This window comes from Mycobacterium sp. (assembly GCF_044370595.1).
Lineage (GTDB): Bacteria > Actinomycetota > Actinomycetes > Mycobacteriales > Mycobacteriaceae > Mycobacterium.
Genome location: NZ_JBILVF010000141.1, coordinates 1 through 9,014, shown reverse-complemented (window position 1 = coordinate 9,014; position 9,014 = coordinate 1). Strand labels below are relative to the sequence as shown.

7 protein-coding genes are annotated in these 9,014 nt (G+C 63.6%); 2 read left to right on the top strand and 5 right to left on the bottom strand.

Annotated features, from left to right (window positions below; genetic code table 11):
* The coding region (locus ADBZ5N_RS15140) for a hypothetical protein (RefSeq protein WP_526258753.1) at positions 1–218 on the top strand (218 nt) is incomplete at its 5' end.
* Between the two features lie 32 nt (positions 219–250).
* Positions 251–2,722: an arylsulfatase gene (locus ADBZ5N_RS15135; RefSeq protein ID WP_526258751.1), complete on the top strand. Its 2,472-nt coding sequence runs from the start codon at positions 251–253 to the stop codon at positions 2,720–2,722.
* Between the two features lie 43 nt (positions 2,723–2,765).
* Here ADBZ5N_RS15135 and ADBZ5N_RS15130 read toward each other — a convergent pair whose 3' ends face one another.
* From ADBZ5N_RS15130 to ADBZ5N_RS15110, 5 genes are all read right to left on the bottom strand, one after another.
* The gene (locus tag ADBZ5N_RS15130) at positions 2,766–4,184 is read right to left on the bottom strand and encodes a phytoene desaturase family protein (protein ID WP_526258749.1); all 1,419 of its coding nucleotides are present in this window, start codon (positions 4,182–4,184) and stop codon (positions 2,766–2,768) included.
* A complete protein-coding gene (locus ADBZ5N_RS15125; RefSeq protein WP_526258747.1) occupies positions 4,181–5,968 on the bottom strand; it encodes a DUF3556 domain-containing protein in 1,788 nt (595 codons plus the stop codon). Before ADBZ5N_RS15125 ends, ADBZ5N_RS15130 begins: the two co-directional genes overlap by 4 nt.
* A 54-nt stretch (positions 5,969–6,022) precedes the next feature.
* Complete coding sequence (locus tag ADBZ5N_RS15120; protein ID WP_526258745.1) at positions 6,023–6,871, bottom strand: SDR family NAD(P)-dependent oxidoreductase; 849 nt, start codon at positions 6,869–6,871, stop codon at positions 6,023–6,025.
* A 38-nt stretch (positions 6,872–6,909) separates the two neighbouring features.
* Positions 6,910–8,364 carry an o-succinylbenzoate--CoA ligase gene (gene menE, locus ADBZ5N_RS15115; protein ID WP_526258743.1) on the bottom strand — a complete coding sequence of 485 codons (1,455 nt, stop codon included), beginning with the start codon at positions 8,362–8,364 and terminating at the stop codon, positions 6,910–6,912.
* Between the two features lie 47 nt (positions 8,365–8,411).
* Positions 8,412–9,014, bottom strand: a 603-nt coding sequence (locus ADBZ5N_RS15110) for a PucR family transcriptional regulator (protein WP_526258741.1), incomplete at its 5' end; no start/stop codon positions are given.

The following is a 9,014-nucleotide window of genomic DNA, read 5'->3' as shown; positions in this document are numbered from 1 at the left end:
GCAAGGTCGAGGGAAAGTCGGTGCGATCCAGCATCGACGTTCGAAACGGCATGCGGGCTCACGTACCCGGCGGAATCCGGTTGAAAGCTGGTCGATCTCGCCACCGCATGGCCAATAACCTTCGCGATCTGGGATTGGACGGTGCACAGCCAGTGGCGGTTGCCTCCACCGACCACTTCCAGTCCAGGCTGGCCTACCCGGCACCGCGCCTGATCTGACGCACTTTGACGATGGAGGGATGGGGGGCGCGATGAGCGACGAACAACGGGAGGGCCTGAGCCGACGACGGTTCCTTGGTGCGGGAGCTGTTGCGGCTGCGGCGGTGTCGGCCGGATCGGCGGGGCTGGCCGGCTGCGCATCGTCTGACGCGCCGAAAGCCTCTGGCCCCAGCGGCGCGGCGATACCCGACGACGGGACGGTGCTGCCGATGCCGTCCAAGCCGTTCAACGGCACCATCGGTGAGACCTATGCTGATTCGACACCCGGTACTCCGCAGCAGTTGGCGGCCCCGGAGGGCGCACCGAACGTGGTCATCGTGTTGCTCGATGACGTCGGCTTCGGCCACTCGTCGACCTTCGGCGGTCCGGTGAACACCCCGACGTTGCAGCGGCTGGCCGATGAGGGCCTGCGTTACAACCGGTTTCACACCACGGCGTTGTGTTCGCCGACCCGCGCTGCGCTGCTGACCGGACGCAATCACCACAGCGTGCATACGGGCACCATCATGGAGGTGGCCACCGGCTTCCCGGGCTACGACGGCATCCTGCCGGCCGACACCGCCACAGTGGCCGAGACACTGCGGCTGCGCGGCTACAACACTGCGGCATTCGGCAAATGGCACAACACCCCTGACTACGAACTGTCCGCGGCGGGCCCGTTCGACCGCTGGCCCACCGGTTTGGGATTCGAGGAGTTCTACGGATTCCAGGGCGGTGAGGCGAGTCAGTGGCATACGCCGCTTTACGAGGGAACAACCCCCATTGAGCCGCCGGATGAACCCGGCTGGCATTTCTCCGAGGCCATCGCTCAACGCTGCATCGACTGGATCGCCGAGCAGAAGGCGGTCAACCCCGATAAGCCGTTCTTCGTCTACTGGGCACCCGGGGCGGCACACGCCCCGCATCACGTCGCCGCCGAATGGGCCGATAAGTACAAGGGCAAGTTCGACCACGGCTGGGACGAGCAGCGCCGGCTGACATTTGAGCGCCAGAAGCAGATCGGCGTCATCCCGGCCGACACCAAACTCACTCCCCGCCCGGACAGCATCCCGGCCTGGGACAAAGCCACTGCCGACGAGAAACGGCTCTACGCCCGCATGCAAGAGGTCTTCGCAGGCTTTCTGGAACACACCGACGCCCAGGCCGGCAAGATCGTCGACCGCCTGGAGGAAATGGGCCTTCGCGACAACACCCTGTTCATCTACATCGTCGGCGACAACGGCCCCAGTGCGGAGGGTTCACTGACCGGCACGCTCAACAACATGAAGACCCAACAGGGTTTCCCCGATGATCCGCAAACCATGCTCGCCAAGATCGAGGAGATCGGCGGACCCAATCACGAGAACCACTACCCGGTCGGCTGGTGCTGGGCCGGCTCACCGCCGTTCCAATGGATGAAACAGGTGGCTTCGCATTTCGGGGGCACCCGCAACCCGATGGTCATCACCTGGCCGGCGAAGATCAAGGACAAGGGCGGTCTTCGCGCCCAGTTCCACCACGTCATCGACATTGCCCCAACGATTCTCGACGTCGCCTCCATCGTCCAGCCGGTCCGCGTCAACGGCATTGACCAGAAACCCATCGAGGGCATCAGCCTCGCCTACACCTTCGACGACGCCAAAGCCCCGGGGCAACGCAGCACCCAATACTTCGAGATGTTGGGCAATCGGGCGATCTACCACGACGGCTGGGTGGCGGGCTGTCGTCACGGCAGGTTGCCCTGGCAGACAACCGGTTCGGCAAGCTTCGACAACGACACCTGGGAGCTCTACAACATCGACGTCGACTTCAGCCAGGCCAACGACCTCGCGAAGGACAATCCCGACCGGCTGCGCGACATGCAGGACCTCTTCACGGAAGAGGCCAGGAAATACAATGTGCTTCCCCTCGATGATCGCTTCGCCGAACGCGCCGACGCGAGCCTGCGTCCAAACCCATTGGCCGGTAAGAAAACTTTGGTCTACCTGCCCGGAACGGTCCGCATCCCGGAGCCCACTGCCCCTAACACCAAGAACGTCGACCACACCATCGCAGTGGAGTTGACCATCCCACCCGGCGGTGCGACGGGAGCCCTGGTCAGTATGGGCGGGGAGTCGGCCGGGTACACGCTGTTCGTCCATGACGGCAAGCTGGTGTGGGAGCACAACTGGTTCAACGATATCCGCTACCGTGTCACCTCCGATAAAGCCATCCCAGCCGGCCATCATGTACTTTCGGCCGATATTCGCGTCGACGACAGGAAAAAGCCAGGAACAGGCGGCACCGTCACCCTGCGCGACGGGAGGACCGTCATCGGCAAGGGCCGCTTCGACAAACAGGTGCCCTACCGGTTCACCGTCAACGAAACTTTCGACATCGGCTGCAGCCTCATCACCCCGGTGTCTAACCTCTACACCTCACCGGCCACCTTCACCGGAACCATCGACAAGGTCATCATCGACATCAGTGGTGAATCATTCGACGATGTGGTGATGCGCGAGAGGGTCGCCCTCGGTATGCAGTGAGGGCTATCCTGCTGCTCGCAACCGACTGCGGCAACCGTTTGTGCTAACGGCCTTGAAGGTCGTCGAGTGCACGCCTGGCGGCATGGGCGCCACACATCCCGTGTGCACCCGGACCGGGCGGGGTGGCCGCGGAGCAGATGTAGTAGCCGTCGGTCCCGGTGCTGTAAGGCGAGATCGTGGCACGGGGGCCGAACGTGAGTTGGCGGATATCCTTGGCCCCGGTGAGGATGTCGCCACCGGCGAAGTTGGCGTTGGCCGCGGCGAAGTCGGCAGGGGAGTGGGTGACGAGGCCGACGATCCGTTCGCGGAAGCCGGGTGCGAACCGTTCCATCTGGGCGATGACCGCTTCGGTGGCGTCGCCCGAATATCCGTTCGGCACATGCGCGTAGGTCCACACCGGGTGGACATTGCCGACCGATCGCTGCGGGTCGGCGAGGTATTGCTGTCCGACCAGAACGAACGGCCGCTCAGGCATCCGACCGGCGGTGATCTCGCGTTCAGTCTGGGCGATCTCGGCGAAGGTGCCGCCGAGATGCACGGTGCCGGATCTGTGCGCCTCGGGGTTGGTCCACGGCACGCCGCCCTCTATGGCGAAGTCGACTTTGAACGCACCGGGACCGCGACGGAAGCGGCGATAGGCGCGGGACACCCGGGCAGGTAGCTGATCACCGAGGATGTCGGCGATGGATTCGGGAGACAGATCGAAGATGGTGATGGGCGCCGGCGGTAGATCGGCTGCCGACTTGACCCGGACACCGGTTTCGATCCGGCCGCCCATCTCTGCGAGTGCAGCAGCCATCGCGTCGGTGATGGCGCGGGATCCGCCCTCGGCGACCGCCCATCCGTAACGGTGCCCGGCGGTGAGGATGCCGACCCCGATCGCCGATGTCATCGGTAGATGCAACGGCCGGAACGCATGTGCGGCGACCCCGCCGAATAAGGCCTGAGCCTCGGTGGAGCCGAAGACCCGCGCCAAGGTCGCCGCGGGCAGTACCGTCGGAGCCCCGAATCGGGCAAGTGCCAGTGGGTGTGTGGGAATCCGGAGTAGAGGCCCCATCACGTCGGGTGCAATCTTGTCGAAACCCCTTGAGGGCCCGCCGAAGAGCGCCTTCCACTTGCGGCCGTCCTGTCCGAGCAGAGCGGCCGTTTCGTCGACGGATTGCATCAGCACTCCGGCGCTGCCGTCATCCAGGGGGTGCACGCAGTCGATCTCAGGCCAGCGCCATGTCAAGCCGTATCGGCCCGCGTCGAGTTCGGTGAGGAACGACGAGCCGACCGCCATCGGGTGGATGGCTGAGCAGTGGTCGTGCAGCAGGCCCGGGAGGATCGCCTCGTAGGTTCTGGTGCCACCGCCGATCTCATCGGCGGCCTCGAGCACCGTCACCGCCAATCCGGCCTGCGCGAGAGTGACGGCGGCAGCCAACCCGTTGGGACCGCTGCCGACAACCGTCGCTGTGCTCACCCGCGGGTTCCGCGATCCTGGTCGATGGACGCTCCGGACCGGGTCCATGTGGTCTGGGTGGGGATCGGTCCGTCGGGCAGCCACGGCTGAGTCGAGACGGCGTCGGTGACCTTCCAGGTGCCGGTCTCGATGACACCCACCGCGGCGTCGATCAGCTTGTAATGCTGGACCGAACTGCCCCAGGCCTGGGACTCGTTGCAGACCACGATCAACTCGCCCGGGGCGAACCCGACCTCACGCTGCACGGCCGCGACGAGCCTCTCGTCGTGCATGTGGCCGTCGCCGAAGTTGAAGCCGATCAGACAGTTGCAGAGGAACTCGCCGTCTCGCAAAATCCGGGTGTCGATGTCGGGAACATTCTTGATCAGCACCGAGAACAGACCGCGCCCCTGGCTGTGCATGGCCCTGAAGGCGAGCGGTTGGTTCATGGTGACTTGAGCCCACTGCGGCTCGAAGCCGTAGTCGATGAACTGATCGACGGTGTTCTTGACCGGCCGGGTGACTTTGTACAGCTTTTCTTCTGCGCCGGGCGCGAAGGCCCAGACACTGCAGGCCCAGTTTCCGGCGTACTGGCGCATCGCCGGCAGGAACGACACCTTGTCGGGGCGGAAGCTGCCAAAAATCGGGAAGAAGAGCAACAGAGCCGCGATCAGGGGCATCAACCAGGGCGTGGACATGTCGAAGACGCTGTAGCCATCCCAGGCGGGGAATCCCAGGAAAAGGAACACCGACGCGTAGGCGAACAGAACGTTCCACTCCAGCGGAACGGCCATGGGGAACGAGGAGATGATGAAGGCGTGCAGCCCCAACATGAAGATCACACCGATGATGGTCACCGTCTTGTTGGTGGAGAACAGCAACACCAGCGGAGCGAGGATCTCCACGACGGTTCCCAAAACGTGTCCCAAGAACTCCGTCAGGCGGGTCGGCGAGAGGTCGTTGGGGAATTTCTTGTAGTTGGCCAGTTTGAACCGCTTGGAAGGTATGAGCGGGCTGTTGCTGGTCATGGGGCCGATCACTCGCGAGAAGTGGCGGCCGAACTTCGACACACCGGCGCCGACCCACGCCACCACGATGAGAATCTTCAGCGCGATGATCATGTCGGTGAACGGCAGGACGGCGAAGAAGATGAACGCCGGCAGGTACTGCTCGCCACGCGCGGCGAGGAAAATGACCTTGTCCCGCAGCCCGAGAACAATCAGCAGCACGATCGGCGCGATCATCAACGCGGGTCGCACCAGCCCGGTTGTGTTGTCGGGCAGGCGTTCCAGAAGAGAGCTGCTGGGCACCCCGGGTGCCAGCAGCGCCACGACGAGCGATACGAGCAACCCGACGTAGAGCGCGACGTCGAACCACGTGCGGCGATCCCCGCCGGTGAACGGAACCCAGGTAAAGGGGCGAAGCCTAATGGTGCCGGGACGCGTCCAGAATCGGATGCTGCCGACCATGGGTTTGATCTTGCCCGCGAGCGGTCCCCATGAACCGCCCACACCGATAACCTCGATCAGCGTCGTCCATAAGATCAGTTTCTGGTAGACGATCGGCTGATTCCACCACTGCGAGACATGCCAGAACTGCAGGCCCGAGGTGGCCGTGGCGATGATCACGCCACAGAGGGCGTAGAAGAACACCAACTTCGCGATGTACATGGTGGGAACCATTCCCGGGGAGCCGAATCCGTTCTCGGCCCAGTTGACACTCAGGATGCGCAGCCGCTCCCTCAGTGGCTTACGCAGAAATTCATGCGGATCGACAGCGGGGAATCTGAAGCTGGTGAAGCTCATGCCAGTGGCTCCTCAGTAGTTCGGGTCGGGCGATGGGGAAAGCCGCTCTCGTTATCAAGCCGATTTAGAGCGCGCCTGCTGCTCGGCCACCCGGATGGCAGCATGTAGCCGGCCGCTGCTGGCTAATCGGTCGTCTATCAGTCCCATCGGCCCACGGGCCATGAGAGCCGGCGCCACCCAGCGCGGTGTCGTCACCCGGGATGAGCGGCGCTCGACGTTTTCGACAAGCTTGTCGGCTGCGTGTTCGACCGTGGTCGTTGCGGTGATGAAAGCCGGCAGTGCTTTGCGCAGGGCCGTGGCGGCGGGTTGGGCGAAAGCGTTGTGCGCCATGTCAGTGTCGATGAAACCGAAGTACGCAACACCGGCTGAGGCTCCTGACGGGGCGAGTTCGACTCGAAGTGCCCGGCCGAGCTGTTCAACTCCAGCTTTGCTCATTGCGTAGGAGGCGTTGAGTGCACCGTTGAGAAACGAGTAGATGGACGAAACGAGCACGATGTGGCCGCGACTGTCGAGAATATGGGGCAGAGTCGCCTTGACGGTGCGCCAAACCCCATTGAGATTGATCGTGAGGGTTCGTTCGAAATCCGCGCTAGCGATGTCCGCAACGGTCTGGGTGGGCGGTGCGATTCCGGCATTGGCGATGACGGCATCGATCCCGCCGAAACGGGACACGGTGCCCGCAGTGGCCTCGTTGAGGGCGTCGACATCGGTCACGTCGGTGTGGAAGTAGTCGACCCGATCTCCCAGTTCGTTCGCCAGGGCCGCCAGTCGGTCGGGCTCAATCCCGACGAGGCTGACGTTGGCCCCTTTGGCGTGCAGGCGCCGAGCGGTTTCGGCACCGATTCCCCTAGCAGCGCCGGTGATGAGCACAGTCTTCCCCGACACCGATTGTCTTCGCTTCATCGTTCGCATTGGACACGTCTCCGGATGGCGGAAGTCGGCTAGCGGTCGCGGAGTGCGCGTTTGTCGAGCTTGCCCACCGGGTTCTTCGGAATTTCCTCCAGCACAGTGATTTCGGAAGGCAGCTTGTATTTGGCCAAATGCAATGCCAGATGCTGCCGCAGTTCGTCGGTGGTCACCTCAGCGTCGTGGCGAATGGATACGTAGGCTACCGGCACCTCGCCGTAGACCTGATCGGGTCGACCGACGACAGCGGCTTCGAGTACAGCTGGATGGCTGTAGATGACCGACTCGATCTCTTTGGGGTAGATGTTTTCTCCACCACGGATGATCATGTCCTTTGCTCGATCAACCAGGGTGAGATAGCCGTCGGGATCGAGGTAGCCGATGTCACCGGTGTGCAGCCAGCCGTCGATGATCGTCTTCGCGGTTTCCTCCGGGCGGTTGAGGTAGCCCCGCATCACCGTCGGACCTGAGACGACTACCTCCCCGGTCTCGCCGTTCGGGAGAATCTCGCCGGCGTCGTTCATGATCTCGACGCGTTGGCCGGGCAGTGGCAATCCGACGGTACCGGCCTTGCGCACGCCCTCTACCGGGTTGCTGGTGGTCGCGCAGGTGCCCTCCGACAAGCCGTATCCCTCGACGAGCGGGACGTTGTAACGCGTTTCGAACGCGTTGATGAGTTCCACCGGCATGGGGGCGGCTCCGCATACCGCAAACTGAATCGAGTCGGTGCGGGGCTTGACCTCGGCGGGCAGCGAGGCGAGCATCGCGTAGATGGCCGGCACGGCCGAAAAGTAAGTCGGCCGAACCTCTTCGACGATGTCGAAGAACGTCCCCGGGTTGAACCGGCCCGCCACGGTGGCGCGTCCACCGGCCAGTAACGGGGAGAGCACACTGACCACGATTCCGTTGACATGGAACAACGGCAGGATCAACAGGCTGTGTGAGTCTGCTCCCAGCTTCATCGCTGAGATCATCGATTGCGCCATCGCCACGATGTTGGAATGGGTCAGTTCCACGCCTTTGGGCCGACCGGTGGTACCGCTGGTATAGATGAGCAACGCGAGGTCATCGCCGGAAAAGTCGACCTTATCCGTAACCGGCGCCGGCGCGGAAGCATCGGAGAGCTCACTGACCGTCACCCGGGTGGCGCCTGCGACCGGGGCTGAGTCGTCTTCGCATACCAGGACGCGCGCGATCGAGTCGCTGAGTTGGTACTCGACCTCGGTGGCCGTCAGCGTCGGATTGATCGGGGTCGCCGCCGCGCCCAAACGCCACGCCGCAAATAGAGCGATGATCAGTTCCAGCCGGTTGGGCAACTTGACCGCGACGACGTCTCCCGCTCCGACACCGGCCCGTGCCAGCTGCCCGGCGGCCACTCGCACCCGATCCAGGACCTGGGCGTTGGTCAACGAGCCGCTGTGCTGGTCGGCTAACGCCTGACCGCCTGGTTCCCGTGCGGCCCGCTCATCTGGCAATGCTGCGAAGTGCATCGGAGCGACGCTACGGTGGAAAGTGTGACGGTCGCCATATGCGCCGTTCACGAAGAATGGTGGCCCGTTTCGTATTGGGCGCACGAAAAGCGGCGGTGGGTATCTCGCGGGGCTGTTGGAGCCTGCAGCACGGCTGGAGCCAGCCAGCGGCATACCTGCAACGCGAGCTGAACGTTCAGCACAGCCTCCGGGTCGTCCAAACTGTGCCCGCAGGATTCCAATGCCTGCGCAACTCGGTACTGAATCGTGTTGCGGTGCAGAAACATTGCCTCAGCTGTGGCGGCGTAGCTTCGGTTGCGCGCCAGAAACTCACGAAGCGTCTCACGCAGCCGTTCGTTGCGGTCGCAATCGGTCGCCAGTTTACCCAGAACCCGGACGGCGAAACGCCGCATCCCATCCAGGTCTCCTGCCATCAACGCAAGCGGAGCCACATCGCCGTATACAACCACTCGCTCAGATCGCCGAGTGCCCGCCAGCGCAACGGCTTTAACGCGCTCAGCCTGCAACAGCGACAGCCGGAAACCATCCAGGCCCTCTTCGGGGTCACCCGCTGCCAGCCGAACCCGCAAACCAGAGGACTCCAGGGCAGTTCTCACCAGGGCTGCGTCCAAGACAGCGTTGGCGCGAACCGAGAACCACATGCGGGCCTC